The organism is Pseudoalteromonas sp. SR45-4, assembly GCF_014163535.1.
In the GTDB taxonomy this organism is placed as follows: domain Bacteria; phylum Pseudomonadota; class Gammaproteobacteria; order Enterobacterales; family Alteromonadaceae; genus Pseudoalteromonas; species Pseudoalteromonas nigrifaciens.
This window is the reverse complement of record NZ_JACJDO010000024.1, coordinates 13,126-37,056: the sequence shown is the minus strand read 5'-3', so window position 1 is coordinate 37,056 and position 23,931 is coordinate 13,126. Positions and strand designations below refer to the sequence as shown.

21 protein-coding genes are annotated in these 23,931 nt (G+C 40.5%); 17 read left to right on the top strand and 4 right to left on the bottom strand.

Features of this window, described 5'->3' with window-relative positions:
- Positions 1-17: 17 nt before the first annotated feature.
- A complete protein-coding gene (locus H5058_RS11260; RefSeq protein ID WP_179807515.1) occupies positions 18-1,553 on the top strand; it encodes a leucyl aminopeptidase family protein in 1,536 nt (511 codons plus the stop codon).
- A 52-nt stretch (positions 1,554-1,605) separates the two neighbouring features.
- Here the strand turns inward: H5058_RS11260 and H5058_RS11255 are convergent, their stop codons facing one another.
- Both H5058_RS11255 and H5058_RS11250 read right to left on the bottom strand, forming a co-directional pair.
- Positions 1,606-3,243, bottom strand: coding sequence for a methyl-accepting chemotaxis protein (locus H5058_RS11255; RefSeq protein WP_182678276.1), 1,638 nt, complete (start codon positions 3,241-3,243; stop codon positions 1,606-1,608).
- 136 nt (positions 3,244-3,379) lie between these two features.
- A complete protein-coding gene (locus H5058_RS11250; protein ID WP_182678274.1) occupies positions 3,380-5,605 on the bottom strand; it encodes a S9 family peptidase in 2,226 nt (741 codons plus the stop codon).
- Positions 5,606-5,716: 111 nt separating this feature from the next.
- On the opposite strand from H5058_RS11250, the gene H5058_RS11245 reads away from it, so the two are divergent.
- Both H5058_RS11245 and H5058_RS11240 read left to right on the top strand, forming a co-directional pair.
- Positions 5,717-6,115 carry an HIT domain-containing protein gene (locus H5058_RS11245; protein WP_041454540.1) on the top strand — a complete coding sequence of 133 codons (399 nt, stop codon included), beginning with the start codon at positions 5,717-5,719 and terminating at the stop codon, positions 6,113-6,115.
- Positions 6,116-6,142: 27 nt separating this feature from the next.
- Positions 6,143-6,688 carry a fused DSP-PTPase phosphatase/NAD kinase-like protein gene (locus H5058_RS11240; RefSeq protein WP_182678272.1) on the top strand — a complete coding sequence of 182 codons (546 nt, stop codon included), beginning with the start codon at positions 6,143-6,145 and terminating at the stop codon, positions 6,686-6,688.
- A gap of 127 nt (positions 6,689-6,815) precedes the next feature.
- Here the strand turns inward: H5058_RS11240 and H5058_RS11235 are convergent, their stop codons facing one another.
- Entirely contained in the window at positions 6,816-8,510 is a 1,695-nt protein-coding gene (locus H5058_RS11235) for a dipeptidyl-peptidase 3 family protein (protein ID WP_011329033.1), read from the bottom strand.
- A 283-nt stretch (positions 8,511-8,793) separates the two neighbouring features.
- On the opposite strand from H5058_RS11235, the gene H5058_RS11230 reads away from it, so the two are divergent.
- The gene (locus H5058_RS11230) at positions 8,794-9,633 is read left to right on the top strand and encodes an HDOD domain-containing protein (protein WP_182678269.1); all 840 of its coding nucleotides are present in this window, start codon (positions 8,794-8,796) and stop codon (positions 9,631-9,633) included.
- 76 nt (positions 9,634-9,709) lie between these two features.
- Here H5058_RS11230 and rdgC read toward each other — a convergent pair whose 3' ends face one another.
- Entirely contained in the window at positions 9,710-10,621 is a 912-nt protein-coding gene (gene rdgC, locus H5058_RS11225) for a recombination-associated protein RdgC (protein ID WP_011329031.1), read from the bottom strand.
- Positions 10,622-11,091: 470 nt separating this feature from the next.
- Here rdgC and H5058_RS11220 point away from each other — a divergent pair, with 470 nt between their 5' ends.
- The 13 genes from H5058_RS11220 (at position 11,092) to H5058_RS11160 (ending at position 23,914) form a co-directional block, all read left to right on the top strand.
- On the top strand, positions 11,092-11,460 hold the full coding sequence (locus H5058_RS11220) for a response regulator (RefSeq protein ID WP_086993178.1): 369 nt from the start codon (positions 11,092-11,094) through the stop codon (positions 11,458-11,460).
- Positions 11,461-11,689: 229 nt separating this feature from the next.
- On the top strand, positions 11,690-14,107 hold the full coding sequence (gene thrA / locus H5058_RS11215) for a bifunctional aspartate kinase/homoserine dehydrogenase I (protein ID WP_011329029.1): 2,418 nt from the start codon (positions 11,690-11,692) through the stop codon (positions 14,105-14,107).
- Positions 14,108-14,116: 9 nt separating this feature from the next.
- Complete coding sequence (gene thrB / locus H5058_RS11210) at positions 14,117-15,052, top strand: homoserine kinase (protein ID WP_011329028.1); 936 nt, start codon at positions 14,117-14,119, stop codon at positions 15,050-15,052.
- Positions 15,053-15,062: 10 nt separating this feature from the next.
- Complete coding sequence (thrC, locus tag H5058_RS11205; protein WP_011329027.1) at positions 15,063-16,346, top strand: threonine synthase; 1,284 nt, start codon at positions 15,063-15,065, stop codon at positions 16,344-16,346.
- Between the two features lie 271 nt (positions 16,347-16,617).
- On the top strand, positions 16,618-17,874 hold the full coding sequence (gene glyA, locus H5058_RS11200) for a serine hydroxymethyltransferase (RefSeq protein ID WP_011329026.1): 1,257 nt from the start codon (positions 16,618-16,620) through the stop codon (positions 17,872-17,874).
- Between the two features lie 105 nt (positions 17,875-17,979).
- On the top strand, positions 17,980-18,429 hold the full coding sequence (nrdR, locus tag H5058_RS11195; RefSeq protein ID WP_011329025.1) for a transcriptional regulator NrdR: 450 nt from the start codon (positions 17,980-17,982) through the stop codon (positions 18,427-18,429).
- A 2-nt stretch (positions 18,430-18,431) separates the two neighbouring features.
- Positions 18,432-19,580, top strand: a complete 1,149-nt coding sequence (ribD, locus tag H5058_RS11190; RefSeq protein WP_182678267.1) for a bifunctional diaminohydroxyphosphoribosylaminopyrimidine deaminase/5-amino-6-(5-phosphoribosylamino)uracil reductase RibD — start codon at positions 18,432-18,434, stop codon at positions 19,578-19,580.
- 4 nt (positions 19,581-19,584) lie between these two features.
- Positions 19,585-20,238 (top strand): riboflavin synthase, encoded by a 654-nt coding sequence (locus H5058_RS11185; RefSeq protein WP_086993175.1) that lies wholly within the window; start codon positions 19,585-19,587, stop codon positions 20,236-20,238.
- Between the two features lie 28 nt (positions 20,239-20,266).
- The gene (gene ribBA, locus H5058_RS11180; RefSeq protein ID WP_182678264.1) at positions 20,267-21,379 is read left to right on the top strand and encodes a bifunctional 3,4-dihydroxy-2-butanone-4-phosphate synthase/GTP cyclohydrolase II; all 1,113 of its coding nucleotides are present in this window, start codon (positions 20,267-20,269) and stop codon (positions 21,377-21,379) included.
- A gap of 93 nt (positions 21,380-21,472) precedes the next feature.
- Entirely contained in the window at positions 21,473-21,937 is a 465-nt protein-coding gene (gene ribE / locus H5058_RS11175) for a 6,7-dimethyl-8-ribityllumazine synthase (protein WP_011329021.1), read from the top strand.
- 15 nt (positions 21,938-21,952) lie between these two features.
- Positions 21,953-22,363: a transcription antitermination factor NusB gene (gene nusB, locus H5058_RS11170; protein ID WP_011329020.1), complete on the top strand. Its 411-nt coding sequence runs from the start codon at positions 21,953-21,955 to the stop codon at positions 22,361-22,363.
- Between the two features lie 94 nt (positions 22,364-22,457).
- The gene (gene thiL / locus H5058_RS11165) at positions 22,458-23,432 is read left to right on the top strand and encodes a thiamine-phosphate kinase (protein WP_041454538.1); all 975 of its coding nucleotides are present in this window, start codon (positions 22,458-22,460) and stop codon (positions 23,430-23,432) included.
- Positions 23,429-23,914 carry a phosphatidylglycerophosphatase A gene (locus H5058_RS11160; RefSeq protein WP_089368678.1) on the top strand — a complete coding sequence of 162 codons (486 nt, stop codon included), beginning with the start codon at positions 23,429-23,431 and terminating at the stop codon, positions 23,912-23,914. Before thiL ends, H5058_RS11160 begins: the two co-directional genes overlap by 4 nt.
- Positions 23,915-23,931 lie beyond the last annotated feature (17 nt).

The following is a 23,931-nucleotide window of genomic DNA, read 5'->3' as shown; positions in this document are numbered from 1 at the left end:
TAACAGGACCTTTATTTATGGCATACCCTAAAGCAGTAGTGGCTCAGCCAATGAGCGCTAGCCTTGAATGCAACGCGCATGACGCACTCATTATAATTAGTGATGACTTTTCTCAATTAGCTAACAATCCATTACGCGACGCTATTGCAGCGCAAGCAAAAGTAGATTCACGTATCGGTAAGCAAGTAACTTTATTAGTTATTAACAATAAACGTGTAGTACTGGCGCCTACTGGGCCATTAAATAGAGACTACGACGATGTACGCCGTTATTTTGATGCTGCAAAATTAGCAATAAATGAAGCTAAAGCATCGGGCAGTGTTAACCCTGCTATTTACTTGCCTAATATAAATGCCGACAGCCGTTATCAGCATGCGCTAGAAGTTGCTTACTTAGGAACTTGCCAAGCATTGTGGCAGCCATTAGAAGCGCGCGAATATCATGGCGAGGCTATTGAGCCAATTACGCAAATTGGTTTGGTTGATGCCACAGAGCAAACAATTAAAGCAGTGAATGCACTTGCAGCTGGACAATACGCAGCGCGTGATTTATGTGGCACTGAGCCTGAGCGCATGGCGCCGCCACGTTTTGCAGATTACTGTGTTGATTTATTTAAAGGCAGTAATGTTGTAGTTGATGTTATTGATGACCTTGCAGTTATAGATAAAAACTACCCTATGCTTAGCACAGTAGCTCGTGCATCGTACGCTGTTGAGCATCATCACCCGCGTGTAGTTAAATTAGAATATGGACCAGAGGGCGAGGTAACTCGTACACTCATGTTTGTAGGTAAAGGCTTAGTATACGATACCGGCGGCGCTGATTTAAAAGTGGGCGGCCATATGGCGGGCATGAGCCGCGATAAGGGCGGTGCAGCTTCTGTGGCCGGCTTTATGAAAGCAGTGGCCGACTACCAACCTAAGGGCGTTAAAGTAATTGCTTACTTAGCGGTAGTACGTAACTCAATTGGCTCTGATTGTTTTGTACCAGATGAAATTATTACTAGCCGTGAAGGTGTGCGAGTACGTATAGGTAATACAGATGCAGAAGGGCGCTTAGCTATGGGCGACCTGTTAAGTGAAATGAAAGATTTAGCTAAAAACCAAATTAACCCAACGCTATTTACAGTGGCCACTTTAACCGGCCATGCAGCCCGCGCTATGGGTCCTTATGGTGCTTACGTTGAAAATGGACCAGCACGTAGTGCTAATATTTCACGAAAGCTCGCTGATAACGGCGACTTATGGGCCGATGGCGCAGAAGTATCGCGTTCTCGTCGTGAGGATTATGACTTTATCAAGCCGCGTACTTTAGCAGACGATGTACTTTCTAGTAATAACGCAGCATCGGCTGTAACGGCACGAGGACATCAGTTCCCTATGGCGTTTTTAGCAATTGTTGGCGGCTTAGACAAGCATGGTAACGACTCAGCTCAGCCACTACCTTATGTACATATGGACATAGCGGGTAGCGCAGTAGAGGGCGGCGATTGGCAGCATGGCAAGCCAACGGCAGCCTCGGTAAGTAGTTTATTTGCTAGTTACTGTTTGTAATTACCATAAAGTAGTAATTAACAACGCCCTGTAAATACAGGGCTTTTAATTTTTAATCTAATTTAAAACGAGTTACTACACTTGAGAGTTGTAAGCTACTTTGTTTTAACTGCTCGCTGGCACCGGTTAATTGCTTGGTATTATCGAGTGACTCTTTAGTTGAATTAGCTAGATCGTTAATACGCAAGTTCACTTCATCTGCAGCTAAAGTTTGCTGCTCAGTAGCACGCGCTATTTGACTGTTCATTTCGGTGATCACACTAACTAAGCGTTCAATTTCATTTAATGATGTGTTTGCTGATGATGCCTGCTCAACCGTTGATGCTGAAAGAGCTTGGCTCGACTTCACCGCTTCTACCGCTGCTTTTGCACCGTTTTGCAGCTTAGTGATCATAGCTTGAATTTCGTCGGTGCTTTTACCAGTACGGCTTGCTAAAGTACGCACCTCGTCTGCCACAACGGCAAACCCACGGCCGTGTTCACCTGCAAGGGCAGCCTCAATCGCAGCATTAAGGGCAAGTAAATTAGTTTGCTCTGAAATACTTCTAATTACTTCAAGAACTGATCCTATATTATTACTTTCGCTGGCTAAATCGGCGGTAACTCGGCTCACAGTTTCTATATTACTGGAGAGTGTTTCAATCGCCGTTATTGTATTGGCAACGACATTTTTACCTGATGATGCATTACTAGCTGCATCGTTTGCAGCTTGCTCGGCGGCTTCAGCATTGCGACTCACATCATGAATTTGATGGGTCATTTGCTCCATTGCTGCAGCTACCTGAGTGCTACTGTCGTTTTGTAATTCAATAAATGATTGGCTTGTTTTACTTGCTTCGTCAACGGTATGCGCATGTTGATTAACATCGTGCGCGCTTTGCGATACATGCGTTAACGATTCGTGCATCTTCAATATAAACGCGTTGAATGAATGAGAAAGCTCAGATATTTCGTCATTTCCGGTTTCATCTAAGCTGCGGGTTAAATCGCCTTCGCCTTGGGAAATATCTTTCATCATGTCGGCAGCTAAGCGTGTTGGAGTAATAATACTTTTACCAATAAAGTAGCTTAATATAATCAGTGCAATAATCATTACCACGGCATTTATAATTATTAAATTACGTTGCTCAGCAAATGCACCATCAATACTGTCGAGGTACACGCCCGAACCTATAACCCATTGCCATTGGTTAAAGCCCTTCACAAACGCTATTTTATCAACTGGTTTGTCTTTACCTGGTTTAGGCCATTTATAAGGTACAAACCCTGAACCTGCTTGTTGAGTCACTTTTACCATTTCTACAAATAATGCTGTGCCATCGGGGTCTTTGTTATTAGTTAAATCTGTACCATTTAAGTCTGGCTTAAATGGATGCATTATCATTTTTGGGTGGTAGTCATTTATCCAAAAATAGTTGGTATTATCGTACCTAAGGGCACTAATTGTAGCTAAAGCTTGCGACTGCGCTTGTTGTTGGGTGAGGGTATTACTTTGCTCAAGATTATAAAAGTGATCAATAACGCTATAGGCGGTTTCTACTAGGTTTTGAGTTTTAAGATATTGCTCATTTTTAAGCGCTTGATACTGATTACTTAAGCTCGAAATACTTAATATAACCAGTCCCAATACAACGATACCAACTAACAGTGCAAAACGCTGAAAAATAGTAAAACGACGAAGGTTGAGCATATGTTTATTCCTTAATGGGTACAGCACTGCTGTGCTTTTATTAAGTTTATTTATATAACTAAACTTAGCACTTATTAAGGCAAAAAAAAGGCTGATTTATAATCAGCCTTTAGTCTATTTATTCAACATTTAGTTGTTATTTAACATTAAAATGACGATTAAAGAAGTTAGTAATGGTTTGGTGTAGGTGCGTTTGCACTGTTTTACCGCGTAGGCTGTGTTTAGAGCCTGGGTAGGTCATCATTTCAAACGGTTTATTGGTATCTTGTAATTGTTTAAATAATTTAGTGGCATGAGTAAACAACACATTGTCGTCGGCCATGCCGTGGTAAATCATTAATGGACCTTTTAAGCCGTCAATATACGGAAATACCGCACTGTTTTCATAGCCTTTAGCATTAGTGGCCGGGTGGCCTAAATAACGCTCAGTATAATGAGTGTCGTAAAGTGCCCAGTCGGTTACTGGCGCGCCAGAAACACCTGCGTTAAAGTAATCGCCAGCTTTAAACATGGTCATTAGTGCCATGTAACCGCCATAACTGTGGCCGTAAATACCAATACGTTGTGGGTCTACATAATCAAGCGTACGTAAAAATTCCACGCCTTTAATTTGATCAGCAACTTCTACTTCACCTAAATTTTTATAAATAGCATCTTCAAACTTTTTGCCACGGTTGTATGAGCCGCGGTTATCAAGTTGAAAAATCACATAGCCTTGTTGCGCCATATATTGAAAATATAGGTTTTTACTACGCCAGCTATTAGTTACTCGCTGTGCATGTGGGCCACCGTATACGTTTACAATAACAGGGTGTTTTTTAGCGTCACTTATATTGCTTGGTTTAAATAACCTATAATGCATTACTTGGCCGTCTTCGGCTTTAAGTGTGCCGTATTCAGGCGTCGCTAAATCACTTAAGTAAGGCGTAAGCGGGTGCGTGTTATCTAGCTTGTTTTCTTCAAGCCAAGTAATAAACTCGCCATTTATTTTATGCAGAGCTGCAGCGTTTGGCTGATTAACCGCCGAGCTATTATCAATAAAGGTTTTGTTGTCTTTGGCAAGTACGACGTCGTGATATTGGCCTTGCTCGGTAATGCGTTTAATATCGCCTTTTTTAAATAACGAGGCACTGTATAAGTGGCTTTCGAGTGGGGTGTCTTTTCTGCCTGAAAAGTAAACGAGGCCTTTTTTCTCATCAATGCCTTTTAAGCTATCGACCGTCCAATCGCCGTTAGTAATTTGACGTACTAATTGGCCATTGGTGCGATAAAGGTATAAATGTTTAAAACCATCACGCTCAGACGCCCACACAAAATGCTTTTTGTCTTTTAAAAACTCAAGGTCAAAGTGTAAGTTTATCCAGGTATCGCTACTTTCGGTGAGCGCTACTTTTTGGCTTTTAGTTTTGCTGTTATAAAAGCGCAGCTCTAACGTTTGCTGTGAGCGGTTTTGCCATTGATACGAGAGCGTATTACTATCTTTTAACCATTTTGCTCGGGCAAGGTAAATATCTTCATCTTTGCCTAAATCAACCCAATCCACTTGCTGATTGTTTAAGGTAACTACGCCAAGCTGTATTTTAACGTTGTTAGTGCCAGTAAATGGGTAACGTTGATTGAATAGTTTTACTTCGTCGGCGTAAATTTCGTTGCGTAGCGCTTCTTTTACTGGGCTTTCGTCAACGCGAGTAAAGGCAATTTTAGACTCGTCGTCGGCCCACCAATAGCCGGTCATACGGCTCATTTCTTCTTGTGCAACAAATTCGGCCATGCCATTTTTAATAATGCCGCCGCCATCGCTACTTAATTGTATTTCTTTACCAGAATCGAGCGCTAAAGCGTACAGGTTTTGCTCGCGAATAAAAGATACAAAATTACCTTTGGGCGAAAAGCGAGCATCGGTTTCAAATGCCTCGGTATTGGTGAGTTTTTTACTTTTATTTGCTGCTAGTTCGTAGTAATACAAATCGCCGTTAAGTGGGAACAATAACGCTTTACCATCTTTAGACCACTTATATTCAAGAATACCTTGGCCAAAAATACGCTGGCGCTCGCGGCGTGCTTTTTCTTCGTCAGAGAGGTTCTCTGGGCCCGAGAATAACTTAGCCGAATCGACCAGCATACGGTTGGTGTTATCTTTTAAGTTATATTCCCATAAGTCGTAGCGGTTATAGTCGTCACTTTTGCCTTGTAAATAAGTAACGCGATTGCCATCGGGCGAAAACTTTAATTGCACTGGAGATTTACCCGATAAACTCGGGTCGTCAAAAATACGCTCTAGCGAGAGTGGTTTTGCTTGTACGCTAACAGCACTTGCTAGCAGAGGGATGGCCAGTGAAAGATGTTTTATTTTTTTTAGCACAGGGTTGCCTTCGCTTTAATAAATATTGCTTAGAATGGTAAAGCCAAGCGTGTGCAACTGCAACTAAATGCTATAAAGTGGTAATTATTAAAGACAAAGTAGGACACTATGATGACCCACCCCACATTTGAACTAGCCCCAGAGCTTAAGCGCGATTGTATAGAGCTTGCCGATTGGCCGCTGTGTAAAGTATTACTATTGAACGATAGCCAGTACCCCTGGTTTATTTTGGTGCCAAAAAAAGCCGGTTTAAAAGAGATAATTGACTTAAGCGAGGATGAGCAAGTTACTTATTTGCGCGAGTCGGCAAAATTGAGTCATTTATTAATGCGGGTATTTAATCCCGATAAATTAAACGTGGCGGCGCTTGGTAATATGGTGCCGCAATTACATATTCATCATATTGCGCGTTTTACTAGCGATGCCGCTTGGCCTGCGCCAGTATGGGGTAAACACCCGGCAGTGCCATATGAAGACGAGAAAATAGCAAAAATAAAAGCCCACTTTTAATTCTAAAACCTTATAGAGAGAGCCAAGATGAGACATATTAAGTTGTTTGCCAATGCATTATTTATCACTGCGCTATTAACTACAGGCGCAGCGTTTGCAACAGAGCAGTCTATTAATATTACAGCAGTTAAAACTAGCGATGTGCGTAATTTAGTTATTCACGAAAATCAAACGTTGTCTGCGGCACAACCAACGAGCGAGCAGCTTAAACAACTCGCTAATGCTGGAGTAAAGCACGTAATTAATTTACGTGGCGAAAACGAGCAAGACTGGGATGAAGCCCAGTTGGTGGCTTCGTTAGGGATGCAGTATCACGCATTGCCAATTGCTGGCGCGCAAGATGTTAGCGTTGAAAACGCACAAAAGCTGGCTAAAATAATGGCAGAACTAAACGGCGAACCTGTGCTGTTACATTGTGCTAGTAGCAATAGAGTAGGGGCTTTAATGGCTATTTCTGCTCATGCAGAGGGGCTTGATATTGAATCGGCCCTAGCAAAGGGAAAGCATTGGGGAATGAGTAGTTTAGAGCCTGTAGTGCACAGCGTTATTACTGCTAAGTATATTACTAAATAATTAGCGTTTAGCTTAAATAACGACACCGAGCACTTTTAACTCAATAAAAAAGCGTTACAGTTTTGAGCTGTAACGCTTTTTTAGTTTTTATTTACTAGGCTATTTTAGGTAGTAAACAGGCTATAAACTATTTAAGGCCCAACACTGCTTTGCCTTGTTTAAAAGTAACATCAACCGGAATATTAGCTTGGCTTAGCTTTTCTAAATCCTCTGCTAGCTCTGCTTTAATATTACCGTGCGTAGCAATAAGCTGATCTACTTTTTGATAATCGCCATCACCTTGAATGGTTAAAATTAAGCGCGATAATTTAGCCATAGCATGGCTCATTTTTTCCATATTTACACGGTATAAACCGGCTTCATTTTTAGAAAAAGCACCTTCTTGAGCAAAAAAGTTAAAGCGGATCATATTCGCTTTACCATGAGCACTAGATGCACCAAAACGTACTGAGCGGAATATACCAGCCATAAAGGTGGTGTAGTAATCCTCTAGTGTACCTTCAGTAATTTCGCCTTTTTTAAGTAGTTGCTCAATCATGTATAAACCTAAAATATCGGCTTTACCTTCCTCTAGCGCACTGGCGTGTTCTTGTAATGATTGGCGCACAGTTCCCTTACCAGTAAGGGTATTTTTAATGCCTAAGCCATGAGCTACTTCATGGAACATAGTATTAGCAAAAAAAGCATCAAAGGTAATATGCTTACGTTGTTCAGGTACAATAAGCTGTTCTGCAATTGGTACTAAAATTTTGTCAAACTTAGCGCGCATGGCATTTTTAAGTTGTAAACGGCGCGTGCCTTTTTCAAGCTGTACTTGCTCGTCGTTTGGTAAGTTTATTGCAATGGTTTTACTGCCCGCATTTGAGTGCCCTGCATAGTAAACAACGTCGTAGGCATTTAGGTCGGCGTCTGATCCCGGAACTTCTTGTTTGTATTTATCATCAACCGGTAAGCCTTTTTGTAGCTCAGGTAAAAAGGCAGCAAATTTAGCCAGGCGTTCGCTCCATGCTAAATCTTTAATTAATACATAAGACTCATAAGCAGCACGGTAACCAAACAATTGGTCTTCATAAGTTTCAATTGGACCAATAACCACATCTACTGGGTTATTTTTCATATCCATCCACGCAAAATCAGACGCTTGAAAGTCATCGTTTAGTAGCGCGTCTGCACGAAGGTTTAAGTAGTTAGCAAACTCTTTATCGTCTGCTAGTTTACTTGCTTCACGTAGCAAGTTAGCAGCCTCTAAAAGCTCGGTTGCGTACTCTTTAGAGTATGGCACGCTGTAAAGGTTACCTTGCTCATCACGTTTAATAATAGAGTAAAGCCCATTTTTATCTGCAAGATCAGCTTTATTTAACTCTTCTTTAGTTATATCTGCAGGGTAAAACTGTGCACCAGTTGCTTTTTCTTTATAGCTTGATAAAAACACTTTATCGCCGTTTAAACGATCCCATGGACCGTAGTTTATGTCGGCAAATTTACGCACTTTGTCATCAGCTAGTTTAGCTAAAAATGACTCTTTATTTTCACCAAACGCTTGCTGCCAAAATAAATCATCCATAATTATTGAAGCATCTATAAGCTTTGCCACCATGGCTTTTTGGTTATCACTTAAATGTGATAAATCAGTTTGTAAGCTAAAGTCAGTGTAAATGTCTAAACGTTGTTTATCGGTATTTATAAGTGTTGGACCTACTGGCTTTACTTGCTCTGTTTTAACAGCCGTTTTATTACTAGAAGAAGGAGCTTGCTCTGAACAAGCACTAAGAAAAACGATGCCGGAGAGCATAATTGCTTGGCTAATTTTATTTAAATTCATTATTTTGCCTATTTAAAAGTAAGATTTATTATTTGTATGCAGTTCGCTAAGGCGCTTACTATCTTAAAAATACTGCCTTATAGTGACTGCATTAAAGCAAAACACCGTGGTAAATAGCAAGTTTTAGGCGTTAGAGGTGTAATTAACTGATGTTAAATAGTAAATAAAAAATAAATTTATGTAGTTTTGTTAGCTTTAACTATAAGTTAAGTAATACTAAAGCATATAATAACAACAATATAAGGCTTGTTTTAGCTTATAAATAACTAATCATAGGGATGTTATGTCTACTGAAAATGCATTGTTAACAATTTTGATTGATAGAATAAATAACGACACTTTGGTGCTGCCTACTTTACCTGAAGTAGCAATTAAAGTGCGCCAAGCTGCTGATAATAATGACGTAAACTTGATGCAAATGGCCGATGTGATTGCACATGATCCAGCACTAACAGCCCGTATGATTAAAGTAGCTAACAGTGCAATTATGGGGCGCTCAGTTAAGGTATCTAACTTACATCAAGCAGTTACTCGCATAGGCTTACGACAAATTAAAAATATTGCAACGGCTATGGCAATGGAGCAATTGTTTGTATCTAACAGCGAGCTAATTAAAGGTTACATGGGCAAAGCGTGGCAAAAAACGTTAATAGTAGCGAGTCACTCAATTGCATTAATGGAATTTTACTTAAAGAATAATAAGCAAAACTCTTTAAATAGAGATTCGATTACCTTGGCATCATTAATTTATAATATTGGAGTATTACCCATTTTAACCGAAGCCGAACGCCATCCTGAGGTATTTGCTAATCCTAGCTTTTTAGCCCATGCAATTCAAAAGCTCAGTGGTAAAATTGGTGGCTCTATAATGAAAGCGTGGGAGTTTCCTGATGAATTTGTTGATGTGGCGCAAAACTGGGCTGATGCCAGTCATCGCCCTGAGCAGGTAAGCTATATTGATTTTATTAGGATTGGTGCAATTTTAGAGGGCACGCTACAAGTGTCAGATAAGTCGGCCGCGCTACAGGTTTATATTAACAAAGGAATTATTCCTTCTATGCAGCTTTTCACCAGCGATGAGTATCACGCTATGGTTGACGATATAAAAGAGATGTTTTGCTAATAGTAATTAAGTAGTGAGTGTAAAAAAGCACGATTAAATCGTGCTTTTTTTGGCTTAACTTAGCAAGGGGTAGCGCTTAAGCTAAGTCGTCTATATCGCCTAAGCCTTGAGTTAGCTCTTCAAGTAGCTGTTTAATTTCTTCTGAAGCTAAAATAAAGTCAGCATCGAGTTTTACTGCCATGTCTTCTTTTGGAATATCAGCATTTTCTTCTTTTAAGGTATCGCTGTAGCTTAAACGCTTAATAGAACCGTCGTTTTGCAGCATAAACTTAACGCGTTCTTGCCAATCAAGTGCAAGCTTAGTAACACGTTTACCGGTTTCAAGGTGCGATTTAACTTCGTCGCACGATAGGTCGTGGCCTTTAAGCTTAACTTGCGCACCACTGTCATCTGCTTCTTCTAACTCTGCATCTGAGCCTATTGCAAAACCTTCAGGCGTGCTGAAGTTAGTTAACCAGTCGGTTAAAAATACATCTAGGTCGTAATTGGCAAATGCAGGTACTACAGGCAGTGTGCCTAACGATTTACGCAAAAGTGCGAGTAACTCTTCGGCTTTGTTAAAACTGCCGCTATTAACCACAACCCAGCCGTTTTCTTGGTCAATAAATGCAAACTGTAAGCTCGACTTTTTAAATGCTTGTGGTAGCAGTGTATGTAAAATGTTTTCTTTTAATTCGTCTTTTTCTTTCTTTTTAACTGGGCGATTTTCTTCAGCTTCAATTAAATCGACTTTTTCTGCAACTAGCTCATTTATAACCGATGCAGGTAATACTTTTTCTTCGCGCTTAGCGCAAACTAAAATACTTTTTTGTGAAAAATGCGATAAAGTTTCGCCGTGTTTCCCAAACGCTTTTGTCCAGCCAAATGTAGCCAGCTCTTGGCCCGTACATGGACGAAATAAGTCTTGCTCTAATGCTTTGTCAAAATCTTCTTGTGTATACGAAACATCTTGTTTAAAGCGATAACATATAAGGTTACTAAACCACATAGGAATACAGATCCATTTGAAAAATTTGCACAATCATAGCAATAAAATCAGTATCTCGAAATGGCTGATTTTATTGTGGCATATTTAAAAAATAGCAAGTTGTTTTAAGGAGCGCAGTCATAATTGAGTATGTGTAATCTTGCTTGCTGTCGCTGCGCACTTGTTGCGCAATAAGTTGCTACACTTTTATACAGGCCGTTTAAAACTAAGCGCATATGTATTTAGCGTTTAGCTTTTTGCATTACACTATAGTTTAATGGTGGGTTTGATAATGCGCAGGCTAGGCCAAATATAAATCACTCTTAGTTGAATAAATTTCAATTTTGAAAAATTAACACGCCCTAGTGTATTTTACATTAATTCAGTTATAGTGAAGCTCGATATTTTTGAAGTTTTTCGGCTTTAAGTTTGGCTGAACGAGAGGTTGTTTTTATGCTGGCTTTAATGCATCGCCTTAGTAACTGGTTTTCATGATGAACTTTTCTATTTTAGTTTGTGACGATTCAGCAGTAGCCCGCAAACAAGTGATACGTTGCTTAAATGACTGTATAACCGCCGATATACGCCAAGCGATAAATGGAGTAGATGCGTTAGCGTTATTGAAAGAACAACATTTTGATTTAGTTTGCCTCGATTTAACTATGCCGATACTCGATGGTGTGCAGGTGTTGGAGCATATTAAAGCAGAAAAAATGGAGTGTTTTGTATTAGTCATTTCGGCAGATATTCAACAGCAAATGCAGCAGCGCGTAGCACAATTAGGTGTTATAGGGTTTATCGAAAAGCCAGTTGGCAAAATAATACTTAATAATATTTTGCATAAATTTGGCATTTACTAGAAGTTAAGATGAAAAAAAAGACTGTTTTATCTTCTTAATGAGGGTTGACAGTATAGCCTGTGTTAAGGCAGTCTTAAGCTATGAAAACATTTAGTCTTGCAGCGACCATTATTATTACAACCATCATCCTAACTGGATAGTGGCATAGGTCGGTGCAACAAATTTAAAGGCCTGTGTTCACTTAGAACCCAGGCCTTTTTTCGTTTTATGGAATGAGGAAACATAAAAAATGCGCGTTTTAAAATTTGGCGGATCATCGCTTGCCGACTTTGCTTGCTTAGAGATGGTTGCCGTGCTTGCAAAAGCACAATTAAAAGATGAAATGTTATTAGTGCTTTCAGCCCCCGGTGGCATGACAGATTCATTAGTTGCATTAGCCTCAGCGGCTGAGCAGGGTGAAGACTTTAGTCACTTGTGGCAAGCACTGGTAAATCGATGTGACGAGTTAAAAAAAGCAGTAGAGCAAGGCTATGGTGAAATTGAAAACTGGCCAAATTTTACCGAGCTTAAAAATAAACTTGATGGTGTATCACTTATTAAATGCTGCCCTGAGCAAGTACGTGCTTTTATTATTAGCTTTGGTGAGCGCGTTAGTGTGTCGTTAATGCAATGCTTACTCGGTGATTTAAACGCGCAGTACCTTGAAGCGACCAATTGCATAGTATCAACCGGTGGTTACATAGATGCAGAGGCAGACTTAGTTGCCAGTAAAGTGCGCTTTCAAGCCGTATTAAAAGAACAACCAGCAACTATTTATATTATGCCCGGTTTTACTGCCAGTAATGAGCAAGGCGAACTAACCACTTTGGGCCGAAATGGCTCAGATTATTCTGCGGCAATTGCGGCAGCTTGTTTAGAAGCCGATGTTTGCCAAATTTGGACTGATGTAGATGGTGTTTACAGTGCTGATCCGCGTTATATAAAAACCGCCACTAAAGTTGATTTTTTATCTTATAAAGAAGCGATGGAGCTTTCTTACTTTGGTGCAAAAGTATTACACCCTAAAACAATTTTACCCTGCGCTAAAGCGGGTGTACCGTGCGAAATTAAAAACACGCGTAACCCCAATGCACAAGGCTCACTTATTAGTAACGAGAGCGTTTCATCTGAGCCAGTAAAAGCACTATCAAGTTTACAAGATTTAGCAATGCTTACCGTGTCGGGCCCGGGCATGAAAGGTAAAGTAGGGATGGCATCTAAAGTATTTAATGCCCTTGCCCTTGATAATGTGTCGATTGTTTTAATTACCCAGTCATCGTGTGAGTTCAGTATTAGTTTTTGTGTTCATGAGGTCGATTTAGCGCTGGCACTTGAAGCGCTGCAAACCGCATTTAAATTAGAGTCTCAAGCAGGTTTAATTGAACCAATACAAGTAAAGCGTAACTTAGCTATTGTTACTTTGGTGGGCGATAATATGCGTGCGCACAAAGGTTTAGCGGCTAAGTTTTTTGCATCACTTGCTCAAGCACAAGTAAATATTGTAGCTATAGCCCAAGACTCTACCGAAAGTTCTATTTCGGCCGTGATCGATGGTGAACGTTGTAATGGCGCTGTAAAGGTTTGTCATGAGAATTTCTTTACCCATATTCCATCAATTGACGTGTTTTTATTAGGGTGTGGTTTAGTAGGTCAAGAGCTTATTGAGCAATTAGAGCGTCAACAAGCTTGGCTTGAAAAACGCAATATTAAACTTAAGCTTTATGGGGTTGCCAACTCTCGCCAGCTACACTTAGACAGTGAAGGTATTGCCTTTGATGACTGGCAGCAAAAGCTTGGCGCATCAGAGCAAGCTTTTGATTTAAAACTAGTTGAACAATTTGTACAGCAAAATCATTTAATAAACCCAGTATTAGTTGATTGTACTTCGTCAGATGCGTTATCGGCGCAATACGTAGACTTTTTAAATGCCGGTTTCCATGTCGTAGCTGCAAATAAAAAGGCCAATACAAGCTCGTATGCTTACTATCAAGACTTAATTGCAGCAACGCAAAAAAATGGCCGTAAGTTTTTATACGAAACCAATGTAGGAGCCGGTTTACCGGTACTTGATAACTTAAAATCGTTATTTGGTGCAGGAGACGAGTTACTAGAATTTAGTGGTATTTTATCAGGCTCGCTATCGTACATGTTTGGTGCGCTGCAAGATGGCTTGTCACTGTCTGAGGCAACAATTAAAGCTAAAGAAAGTGGCTTTACTGAACCTGATCCGCGTGATGACTTATCGGGGACAGACGTAGCACGAAAACTATTAATTATTGCCCGCGAATCTGGGATGCCACTAGAGCTAAGCGACATTGAAGTAGAGTCGGTATTACCGCACGGTTTTGCACAAGGCGATGATGTAAATACGTTTATGGAAAAGCTCCCTAGCCTAAACGCAGGTTTTAACGACCGAATAGCAAGTGCTGCCGCAGAGGGTAAAGTACTGCGTTACGTAGGCACAATTAAGCAAGGTCACTGTAAGGTAGGTATAGAAGCCGTTGATGCAAAGCATGCACTTTACGATATTCGTGATGGCGAAAACGCATTAGCAATTTTAAGTCAGTATTATCAGCCACGCCCATTTGTTATACGAGGCTATGGCGCAGGCTCGGCAGTAACAGCCGCTGGTGTATTTGCTGATATTTTAAAAACGTTATCGCGCTAGGAGCAAACAATGATTGAAGTATATGCTCCCGCATCTATTGGTAATTTTGCCGTTGGTTTTGACGCATTAGGCGCAGCTCTTGCACCTATTGACGGCAGTTTATTAGGCGATGTAGCCGTTGTTAGTGCCGCATCGAGCGATGAGTTTATTTGCTCTGGCGAATACGCGCATAAGCTACCAAGTGATGCCAGTGAAAACTTAGCGTATCAATGTTTAGTGCATTTTAGAGCGCATGTAGCGCCTAATATGCCAAGTGTAAAGTTGGAGCTGAAAAAGAACTTGCCCATAGGTTCAGGGCTAGGATCAAGTGCGTGTTCGGTGGTTGCAACCTTTGCTGCCCTTGATAAATTTGCCGGTACCAAGCTTAGCCAAGTTGAACTTATTGAATTAATGGCCGACTTTGAAGCAGTTGTTAGTGGTGGTCGTCATTACGATAACATCACGCCATGTTATTTAGGTGGCCTGCAGCTAACTGGCGATTTAATTCCTAATAAATCAATTGCTTTACCAGTTGATGAAAACTGGTATTACGTTGCTGCGTTTCCTGGTTTTTCACTTAATACAGCAAAAGCACGCTCAGTTTTACCAAAAGAATTGAGCATGCACGCAGGTGTAGAATTTGCGCAGCGTTTATCTGCCTTTAGTAGTTTATTGTTAATGCATCGCTTTGATGATGCATTAAGTATTATGCAAGACCATATAGCCGAGCCATACCGTGCGCCACTTATAACAGGTTTTAGTGAAGCAAAAGCGAGTTTGCCAGCGCTAGGCGCCGAAATTGTTAGTATTTCTGGTGCAGGGCCAACATTATTTACTGTGTGTAAAACATTAAAAGCTGCACAGCAGTGCGCGCAGTGGCTTGAAAGTAACTACATAAACGAGCAAGGTTTTTGCCATATTTGTAAATTAGATAACGACGGCACACGTCAATTAACAGTTTTATAGGATAGTAGTTATGCAATTACATAATTTAAAAGATAGTTCGCAACAAGTGTCGTTTGTTGAGGCAGTAAAAACGGGTTTAGGGCGTAATCAAGGGGTATTTTTTCCCGAGTCGTTAACACCACTAACGGATGTTGATGCACTACTTGATATGGATTTTGTAACCCGTAGTAGTAAAATACTCTCGCATTTAATTGGCGATGAATTACCAGCAGATACCGTTGCACATATGGTTAAAAATGCATTTAACTTTCCGGTTAAGCTGGTGGAAGTGGCAGAGAACACTTATTGCTTAGAATTGTTTCATGGGCCTACCTTAGCGTTTAAAGATTTTGGTGCGCGCTTTATGGCAGAGTGTTTAGCGCAGTTTAATCAAGGCGATAAAGTGACTATTTTAACTGCAACGTCGGGCGATACTGGCGCGGCGGTTGCACATGCGTTTTATAATAAGCCTAATATCGACGTGGTAATTTTATACCCTAAAGGCAAAATTTCACTGGCGCAGCAAAAGCTTTTTACTACATTGGGTGGCAACATTCATTGTTATGCGGTTGAAGGCAGCTTTGATGATTGCCAAGAGTTAGTTAAAAATGCCTTTTTAGATGAAGAAGTTAAATCTACACTGGGGCTTAACTCTGCTAACTCTATTAATATTAGTCGCTTAGTGGCACAAGTTTGTTATTACTTTGAGGCAATTGCACAATTACCAAAAGCAAAACGGGCTACTGCGCATATTTCGGTTCCAAGTGGTAACTTTGGTAATGTGTGCGCGGCAATGATAGGTGCTGTTATTGGTTTGCCTGTTGGCAAACTTAGTGCAACTACTAATCAAAACGATACAGTACCGCGCTTTATGCTGGATAAAAACTGGACGCCAAACGCGACACTTGAATCACTTTCAAATGCAATGGATGTAAGCAAGCCAAATAACTGGCCACGAGTGCAATCTATGCTCGACAACAATTGGTTTAGCTACGATAATTTTTATTCAACTAGCGTAAACGAGCAAGATACGCAAACAGTGATGAAAAATATTCAACAAACAGGTTATGTTGCTGAGCCGCATACCGCTATTGCATACCAAGGACTTGTTGAAAATCGCGCTCCTGGCGCTGCCGGAATCTTTTTAGCAACGGCTCATCCAGCTAAATTTAAAGACAGTGTTGAAGGTATTTTAAACATTGAACTAGCTATGCCAAAGCCACTTGCAGATGCATTAGCCAAGCCATGTTTAGCTAATGATATAAATGCTGATTATGATGCCTTACGTACTGAAATACTTAAAAAATTAAGTTGAAAGTAAGATCTAATTAAAGCGGCCTTGGTCGCTTTTTTTATAGGTATATTTTAGTGTGGGTGTTAATACTTTCATTAGCTATGCAAATATAGTAATTAATATATATTTTAATTTTTTATGTAATGATTAAAAAATATCATCTTAAAAAGCCTGTGAAATAAATTCAATCCCTGTTTAAATATCCTCAACTTAAGAGCGTAGGCAAATAGTCGTTTTAAGCGTACAATAAAGCCTCTAAAAAATACCATACACCTTGCCCCAGGAGACCCCAATGTTAGAACGTAGCATGAATATTTCAGATTTTGACCCAGAGTTATTTGACGCAATTGCAAAAGAAACTGCGCGCCAAGAAGATCACATTGAATTAATCGCTTCTGAAAACTACTGTAGCCCACGCGTACTAGAAGCACAGGGTTCACAGTTAACTAATAAATACGCAGAAGGTTATCCGGGCAAACGTTACTATGGCGGTTGTGAGCATGTAGACGTTGTTGAGCAATTAGCGATTGACCGTGCTAACGAACTATTTGGTTCTGACTATGCAAACGTACAACCACATGCTGGTTCGCAAGCAAATGCGGCTGTTTTTTTAGCTTTATTAAACGCCGGTGACACTGTACTTGGTATGAGCTTAGCTCATGGCGGCCATTTAACGCATGGTTCACACGTAAACTTTTCAGGTAAGCTTTATAATGCAATTCAGTATGGCCTAGATGAAACTACAGGCGAAATTGATTACGCACAGGTTGAAGCGCTAGCGCTTGAGCACAAACCAAAAATGATTATTGGTGGCTTCTCAGCATACTCAGGTATTGTTGATTGGGCTAAATTACGTGAAATTGCTGATAAAATTGGCGCTTACTTTTTTGTAGATATGGCGCACGTTGCTGGTTTAATTGCGGCGGGTATTTACCCAAGCCCAGTTCCTCACGCACATGTTGTTACTACAACTACACATAAAACCTTAGCAGGCCCTCGTGGTGGTTTAATTATTTCGGCATGTGGCGACGAAGCTATTTACAAAAAGCTTAACAGTGCTGTTTTCCCTGGTGGCCAAGGCGGTCCTTTATGTCATGTTATTGCTGCTAAAGCTGTGGCATTTAAAGAAGCCCTACAACCAGAATTTAAAGTGTACCAAACACAAGTTGTTAAAAATGCACAAGCTATGGTTGCTGTTATGCAGGAACGTGGCTACAAAATTGTATCTGACAAAACTGAAAACCACTTATTCTTACTTGATTTAATCAATAAAGATATTACCGGTAAAGATGCAGATGCTGCTTTGGGTAACGCTCATATTACAGTTAACAAAAACTCAGTGCCTAACGATCCACGTTCACCGTTTGTAACATCTGGCCTACGTATTGGTTCACCTGCAATCACTCGTCGTGGTTTTAAAGAAGCAGAATCTAAAGAGCTTGCTGGCTGGATCTGTGACGTACTAGATAACATCAATGATGAATCAGTACAGGCGCAAGTAAGAGAAAAAGTAAAAGCAATTTGTGCAAAACTACCTGTTTACGCTTAATAAAAGTAAAACAGTAATTTAGATCACAATCGCTTAGTTTTTTGCTAAGATAAAGGCCGCTTTAAAGCGGCCTTTTTTTGTTTTTTAAAACGGAAGTACCTAGCTATGCATTGCCCATTTTGTACCGCAAAAGATACCAAAGTTATTGACTCTCGCCTGGTTGGCGGTGGTCACCAAGTGCGTCGTCGTCGTGAATGCAATGACTGCCATGAGCGTTTTACTACGTTTGAGGGCGCAGAACTGGTTATGCCACGGGTAATAAAACAAGATGGCAGCCGCGAACCCTTTAACGAAGATAAATTGTTAAATGGTTTAAACCGCGCACTGGAAAAACGCCCCGTAAGTACCGAACAAGTAGAAGAAGTAGTTAATATAATAAAGTCGCAATTACGCGCAACCGGTGAGCGAGAGGTTTCGAGCCATTTAGTGGGAGAGTGCATTATGGAAGCGCTTAAAAAGCTCGATAAAGTAGCTTATGTGCGCTTTGCCTCGGTGTATCGTTCGTTTGAAGATATCCGCGAATTTGGCGAAGAAATTGCCCGCTTAGGGGAGTAAGTATGCAAAGCGACTGTGTTTTTAACCAATATGACGAAATGTATATGGCACGTGCTATAGAATTGGCTAAAAAAGGCCGGTTTACTACCACGCCTAATCCAAACGTAGGTTGTGTATTAGTTAAAAACAATGAAATAGTAGGCGAGGGATTTCATCAGCTTGCCGGACAAGGGCATGCAGAAGTAAATGCACTTGCTATGGCAGGCAGTAAAGCAAAAGGCGCAACAGCTTATGTTACGCTTGAGCCATGTAGCCATTATGGCCGTACACCACCGTGCGCAGAAGGTTTAAAAGCCGCCGGTGTAGTAAAAGTAATTGCCGCCATGGTCGATAGCAATCCACAAGTGGCAGGTAAGGGGCTGAAAATACTTAGCGACGCTGGTATTGAGGTTGCACATGGGTTACTTGAAGCACAGGCTAGGGCGCTTAATTTAGGCTTTTTTAAACGTATGGAGCATGGTCTGCCCTATGTAACGTGTAAAATGGCCGCCAGTATTGATGGTAAAACGGCGCTTAATAATGGCCAAAGTAAGTGGATAACAGGCGCAGCAGCACGCCAAGACGTGCAGTTATATCGTGCACAAAGTTGCGCTATTTTAACCGGTGCCGATACCGTATTAGTAGATGACGCTAAATTAAATGTGCGTAAAAATGAATTACCGCAGGCATTACCTACACAGTTACCGCTTCGCCAACCGGTGCGTGTTATTATTGACTCGCAAAATCGTTTAACCCCAAATCTTGCTTTATTTGCTATTGAAAGTGAAATAATAATTTTTACTACCAAGGTTGATAAATCGCAACATTGGCCGCATTTTGTAAAGCATATAGTAGTAACTGCTAGTAATTCAAAAGTTGATTTAACCGCGGTTTTAAAAAAGCTCGCAAAGCTGCAATTTAACACAGTGTGGCTAGAGGCTGGGGCAACCCTTGCGGGTAAAATGGTTGAACTGGATTTAATAGATGAATTTATTTTTTATCTAGCGCCTAAATTAATTGGGTGTGATGGCAAGAGTTTAGTTAATTTTCCTGAGTTGATCAGTATGCAAAATACGATTGATTTAACTTTTAATGAGTGTACGCGTATAGGTGATGATTTACGTATTAGCGCAGTAAAAAGCTCATTAAAACCACTTGATACAAAAGAGTAATGCTATGTTTACTGGGATAATAGAAGCCACAGGCAAAATTGCTTTATTACAAAAAAAACAAGGCGATTTAGCTATTCGTGTACAAAGCCCTGACCTTGATATGAGTGATGTTAAGTTAGGAGATAGTATTGCCACTAATGGTGTGTGTTTAACTGTTGTTGATAAACATGCCGATGGTTTTAGTGCCGACTTATCGAATGAAACGATAGATTTAACTGGTTTTGCTCATTACACATTAGGGCAAACAGTTAATCTTGAAAAAGCCATGCAACCGGTTTCGCGTTTAGGTGGGCATTTAGTATCTGGCCATGTTGATGGCATTGCTACAATTACCGCCATTACGCCAAATGCACGTGCTACAGAATATTGGCTAACCACAGATGAAAACCTAATGAAATACATACCGTATAAAGGTTCTGTATGTATTGATGGTATTAGCCTAACAGTGAACGCAGTAGAAGGTAATAAATTTAAATTAACGATTGTGCCCCATACTAGCGAGCAAACTACGATAGCTAATTTTAAAGTGGGCACCCAAGTTAATTTGGAAGTCGACCAAATTGCGCGTTATTTAGAGCGGCTTATAAAAGGCGCAGAGCAGCCTACGGGCGCTGATATTTCAATGAGCTTACTCGCAAAAGCGGGCTTTATTAAGTAACGCAACTAACAACTAATAAGAGTGAATTATGAACTTACACAGCGCAGAAGAAATTATCGCAGACATTAAAGCCGGTAAAATGGTTATTTTAATGGACGATGAAGACAGGGAAAATGAAGGCGATTTAATTATTGCCGCCGAGCATATTAGTGCAGAAGCTATTAACTTTATGGCCACGCATGGCCGTGGTTTAATTTGTTTAACTATGACGCAACAGCGATGCGAGCAACTTGATTTACCGCTTATGGTAAAAAATAACGGTGCTGCGTTTTCAACTAATTTTACAATGTCGATAGAAGCTTCAAAAGGCGTTACTACAGGTATTTCGGCAGCAGATAGAGCACGTACAGTACAGGCCGCTATAGCTAAAGGCGCAGTGCCTAGCGATATAGTACAGCCTGGGCATATTTTTCCTATAATGGCACAACCTGGCGGTGTTTTAACGCGTGCAGGGCACACTGAAGCAGGCTGCGACTTAGCCCGTTTAGCAGGGCTTGAGCCTTCATCGGTTATTGTTGAAATACTCAATGCAGATGGCACTATGGCGCGCCGTCCTGACTTAGAAGTGTTTTCTAAACAGCACGATATTAAAATTGGCACCATAGCTGATTTAATTGAATACCGTAACTTAAACGAAACCACGATAGAGCAAGTGGCAAAGTGTAAGTTACCTACCGAGCACGGTGAGTTTGATTTAGTAACCTACAAAGACACCATTGACGGACAGCTACATTACGCATTAGTAAAAGGCGAAATGAAACAACAAGCGCCAACCGTAGTGCGAGTGCATTTACAAAGCACCTTTAACGATATTTTACTCTCAGATAGAAACTCTGAGCGTAGCTGGGGCGTGTCTGACGCAATGGCTTATATAGCTAAGCACAATGGTGTATTAGTTATTTTAGGCAAACAAGAAAGTACCGCAGAGCTTGAGGCAACCGTAAAGGCGTTTGCAGCCGAAGATTCGGGTGAAGATGTAACACCGAATAAATTTACAGGTACGTCTCGTACTGTAGGCGTGGGTTCACAAATTTTAGCCGATTTAGGCATTAAACAAATGCGCTTAATGAGTCGCCCTAAAAAGTATCATGCACTTTCAGGGTTTCATTTAGAAGTTGTTGACTACATAGAGCCGCAGTAATTAGACGCTAGGCTATTATTTTATTTTTATGGTATGATGCGCTGCAATTTTTGCGCAATCGAAATCGCTCAAACTTATTTTTAAGGTTATCAAATGAAAATTATTGAAGGTAGTAAGTACGCTCCGGGCAAAAAATTTGCCATTGTCATTTCTCGCTTTAATGACTTTATTGGTAGTAGCTTATTAGCAGGCGCTATTGATGAATTAAAACGCACAGGTGGTGTATCGGATGACGATATTACCGTAGTTTATGTACCTGGCGCGGTTGAATTACCTTTAGCAGCGAAACGTATTGCGGCAAAAAAACAGTATGATGCAATCATCGCATTAGGCGTAGTGATCAGAGGTGGTACTCCACACTTTGACCTAGTTGCTGGCGAATCAAACAAAGGTCTTGCGCAAGTATCACTTGAGTATGATATACCGGTTGCATTTGGCGTATTAACCACAGAAAGCATTGAACAAGCAATTGAGCGTGCTGGCACCAAAATGGGCAATAAAGGCGGCGAAGCTGCTTTAGGCGCGCTTGAAATGGTTAATGTGTTAGATAAAATTTAAGTTTAAGGAATTTTTGTGAAACCAGCAGCAAGACGTAAAGCACGTATATTAGCACTTCAGGCCATTTATTCTTGGCAATTAAGTGGCAATGCAATTGCCGATATCGAACAACAAATGTTGATCGAAAACGACGTGACTAAAATTGATGTTGAATATTTTAAAGATTTAGCCAGTGGCGTTGCGGTAAATTATAAGCAACTAGACGAGGCTGTATCACCGCATTTAACCCGTCCATTCGATGAGTTAGATATGGTTGAACGCGCAATATTACGTTTAAGCAGCTATGAGCTAAAATTTCGTGAAGATGTTCCATACAAAGTGGCTATCAACGAAAGCATTGAATTAGCTAAAATGTTTGGCGCTGAAGATAGCCATAAATTTGTAAACGGTGTACTTGATAAAGCAGTTAAGCATTTACGTAAGTAATATTTAGTCAGGTTTTTGATAATTATTTTATCAAAACTGGCTGGTATAAATTACCGTTAAAAAGGAGAGCCGGCATAGGTCGGCTTTTTTGTGTATGAAGGAATTTGAATTAATTAATCGTTATTTTAAAGGCCGTGGTATTACTCGCCGCGATGTTAATTTAGGGATTGGAGATGACTGCGCATTAGTTACTGTGCCGCAAAATTGTCAGCTTGCTATAACAACCGATACACTCGTTGCTGGTGTACATTTTTTTGATGACATTGAACCTCGCGCACTCGGGCACAGAGCATTGGCTGTAAATTTAAGTGATTTAGCGGCAATGGGGGCAGAGCCTACATGGGTTTCTATCGCTTTAACACTTCCGAGTATTGATCAGCAATGGATTGAAGAATTGACTGACGGCATGCATGAAATTGCCGAATATTTTAATGTACAAATAATTGGTGGCGACACGACTCAAGGACCTTTGAGTATTACTATTTGTGCAAAAGGTACAGTACCCGAAGGCACTGCATTATGCCGAAATGGCGCAAAAGTAGGTGACTGGATTTTTGTAACTGGGCCGTTAGGAGATGCGGGGCTTGCAATAGAGTCTCGCAAGCAAGGCTTAACGATTGAACCTGAGCATCTAAAACATATTAAAAAGCGCCTTAACTTCCCTACACCTAGAGTGGCTGCAGGGCAGGTATTACGTGGGCTTGCGTCTTCTGCTATTGATATTTCAGATGGTTTACTAGCCGATTTAGGCCATATACTAAATATGTCGCAGGTTAGCGCAACGGTTAATATTGAAAGCATACCCACCTCGGATGCAATGAAAGCTAGCCTTGATTTTGAACAACAATTACCGTTTATACTAAATTACGGCGACGACTATGAACTGCTTTATACCGTGCCTGATAGCAATAAAAGTATGCTTGATGTAAAACTGCGTCAATATGGCGTAGAGGCAATTTGTATTGGCCAAATAAAAAGTGGCGAAGGGCAAATTGACCTGTTACATAAAGGCGAAAAATTTACTTTTAAGCACCAAGGTTTTGAGCACTTTTCTAAGGATTTAAGTTGAACAACAAGCGTTTATTTAACCTAAAGCGTCCACATCAGTTTTTTGGTTTAGGTTTTGGTACTGGGCTTGCACCTATAGCCCCAGGCACATTTGGTACTTTGGCCGCTTTACCTTTTATTTTTATAACCATGCACTACCCGTTGTGGTTACAAATAGTATTTGCTGTAGTGATCAGTGTTTTTGGTATTTGGGCTTGTGGCAAGACCGCAGATGATTTAGGGGTACACGATCACCCTGCGATTGTATGGGATGAAGTGGCAGGTTACTACATCACTATGATTGGTACGGCACTGAGCTGGCAAACATTATTGGTTGGTTTTTTACTGTTTCGTTTTTTTGATATAGTCAAACCAGGCCCTATCCGTGTGCTCGACAAGCGTGCCCATGGTGGATTTGGCATTATGATTGATGACGTACTTGCAGGTATATTTTCACTTATTTGTTTGCAAGCGCTGATAAAAGTAGGTTTACTACCCTTTTAGTTTATTATTTGATTGTT

Bases quoted from the DNA above. Each gene is read 5' to 3' on its own strand.
- nrdR (WP_011329025.1), top strand. From the start codon at position 17,980: ATGCATTGCCCATTTTGTACCGCAAAAGATACCAAAGTTATTGACTCT.
- H5058_RS11255 (WP_182678276.1), bottom strand. From the start codon at position 3,243: ATGCTCAACCTTCGTCGTTTTACTATTTTTCAGCGTTTTGCACTGTTA.
- thrC (WP_011329027.1), top strand. From the start codon at position 15,063: ATGCAATTACATAATTTAAAAGATAGTTCGCAACAAGTGTCGTTTGTT.
- H5058_RS11230 (WP_182678269.1), top strand. From the start codon at position 8,794: ATGTCTACTGAAAATGCATTGTTAACAATTTTGATTGATAGAATAAAT.
- rdgC (WP_011329031.1), bottom strand. From the start codon at position 10,621: ATGTGGTTTAGTAACCTTATATGTTATCGCTTTAAACAAGATGTTTCG.
- H5058_RS11185 (WP_086993175.1), top strand. From the start codon at position 19,585: ATGTTTACTGGGATAATAGAAGCCACAGGCAAAATTGCTTTATTACAA.
- thrA (WP_011329029.1), top strand. From the start codon at position 11,690: ATGCGCGTTTTAAAATTTGGCGGATCATCGCTTGCCGACTTTGCTTGC.
- H5058_RS11240 (WP_182678272.1), top strand. From the start codon at position 6,143: ATGAGACATATTAAGTTGTTTGCCAATGCATTATTTATCACTGCGCTA.
- thiL (WP_041454538.1), top strand. From the start codon at position 22,458: ATGAAGGAATTTGAATTAATTAATCGTTATTTTAAAGGCCGTGGTATT.
- ribE (WP_011329021.1), top strand. From the start codon at position 21,473: ATGAAAATTATTGAAGGTAGTAAGTACGCTCCGGGCAAAAAATTTGCC.
- thrB (WP_011329028.1), top strand. From the start codon at position 14,117: ATGATTGAAGTATATGCTCCCGCATCTATTGGTAATTTTGCCGTTGGT.
- H5058_RS11220 (WP_086993178.1), top strand. From the start codon at position 11,092: ATGATGAACTTTTCTATTTTAGTTTGTGACGATTCAGCAGTAGCCCGC.
- H5058_RS11260 (WP_179807515.1), top strand. From the start codon at position 18: ATGGCATACCCTAAAGCAGTAGTGGCTCAGCCAATGAGCGCTAGCCTT.
- ribBA (WP_182678264.1), top strand. From the start codon at position 20,267: ATGAACTTACACAGCGCAGAAGAAATTATCGCAGACATTAAAGCCGGT.
- H5058_RS11245 (WP_041454540.1), top strand. From the start codon at position 5,717: ATGACCCACCCCACATTTGAACTAGCCCCAGAGCTTAAGCGCGATTGT.
- H5058_RS11235 (WP_011329033.1), bottom strand. From the start codon at position 8,510: ATGAATTTAAATAAAATTAGCCAAGCAATTATGCTCTCCGGCATCGTT.
- glyA (WP_011329026.1), top strand. From the start codon at position 16,618: ATGTTAGAACGTAGCATGAATATTTCAGATTTTGACCCAGAGTTATTT.
- ribD (WP_182678267.1), top strand. From the start codon at position 18,432: ATGCAAAGCGACTGTGTTTTTAACCAATATGACGAAATGTATATGGCA.